The organism is Spiroplasma sp. hyd1 (assembly GCF_016082235.1).
GTDB classification, from domain to species: domain Bacteria; phylum Bacillota_I; class Bacilli_A; order Mycoplasmatales; family Mycoplasmataceae; genus Spiroplasma; species Spiroplasma poulsonii.
In genome coordinates this window covers 1-1,282 of sequence record NZ_JXYY01000113.1, presented here as the reverse complement: position 1 = coordinate 1,282, position 1,282 = coordinate 1, and the positions used below count along the sequence as shown (strand labels likewise).

At 17.6% G+C, this 1,282-nt stretch carries 1 pseudogene; it reads right to left on the bottom strand.

Annotated features, from left to right (window positions below):
• Positions 1-835, bottom strand: a pseudogene (locus tag TS70_RS06580) (hypothetical protein); the annotation flags it as partial.
• Positions 836-1,282: the final 447 nt, after the last annotated feature.

Here is a 1,282-nt window from a genome sequence, read left to right as displayed (position 1 = left end):
CTTTTTGACAAATATAATTAATTAATCCTATTAATTTTTCTATTTTTTGAACTTTAAATTTATTTTTCTTTAATTTATAAAAATTATTTTTATTACTTACAAAATAAACATTATCTTGATTATCAACAAAAATATTATAAACATAACCTTTTATATTATTAATTTCTTTTAATTTGTTATCAATTAAAACAAGGTCATTTTTTGACTGTGCTCCTGAAGTTATATATATATGACCTTCAGAATTTTTAGCAAAAGATATAAGTCTAAAATTTATATCTAAAATTTTTTCTTCTATATTATTATTATTATTTAATTTATAAAGGCCTGTATCTGTTGCAAAATAAATGTTATCTTGATTATCAAAAATAGCATCATTTATTTTAGAAAAAGAAATATTTAACTCTACTGGAACATTTTTTTCTTGTTTTAAAACAAATACATGGTTATTTGCAATAAAATAAATATTGTTTTTTTTATCTTTAATAATTAATTTTATACAAACATTAATATTTTTTAATTGAATTGGATTAACAAAATCTTTTTTTAAAATATAAGCACCATCAGTTGTTCCAAAATAAATATTTTCTTTTGAATCTATAATAAATTCTTTTGTAGTAATTTTTTTATCTTCTATATTTCATAATAAAAAATTATTTTTTAATTCAAGTTCTTTATCTAATTTCTCTTTTGTTTTTATTTCAAACCCAGTTGTGATATCTTTGGCAGTTATCCCAACATTACGTTTTACTCTTTCTAGAGTTGTGTTGGCAAGCAATGGCGCAGAAACGCTTGCTGTCAATGTTGATATGGTTAAGATACTTAGTAATTTTTTCATTTTTTTCTCCTTTTTTAATTTACACAATTTTCACATTTACATTTTTGTTTTTTATTAATATTATGTATTTTTTTTCTTTTTTTAAACCAAATAATATATAAACTTAATAAAGTTCCAATTAAAATAAAACCTAAAATTATTGACCCAACACTTATTCAAATAACATTTTCATTTGTATTTATAACATTTTCATTTGTATTTAATCTAGAAAGTTTAAAAAAATTTTTATTAAAAAAATTTAAATAATAAATATCATTATTCTGATTATTTACAGTAAATGTCATTATTTTGTCAATATCAATTTTATTTAACATAAAAAATAATTTTCCTGAATTTAAATGAATTAGTATATTATTTTCATCATTAAGAATTATTATCTTTTTTACTATATCATTATTTTCAATTTTATTTAAATTTATTATTTCTTTACTTTTATCTATATATAAT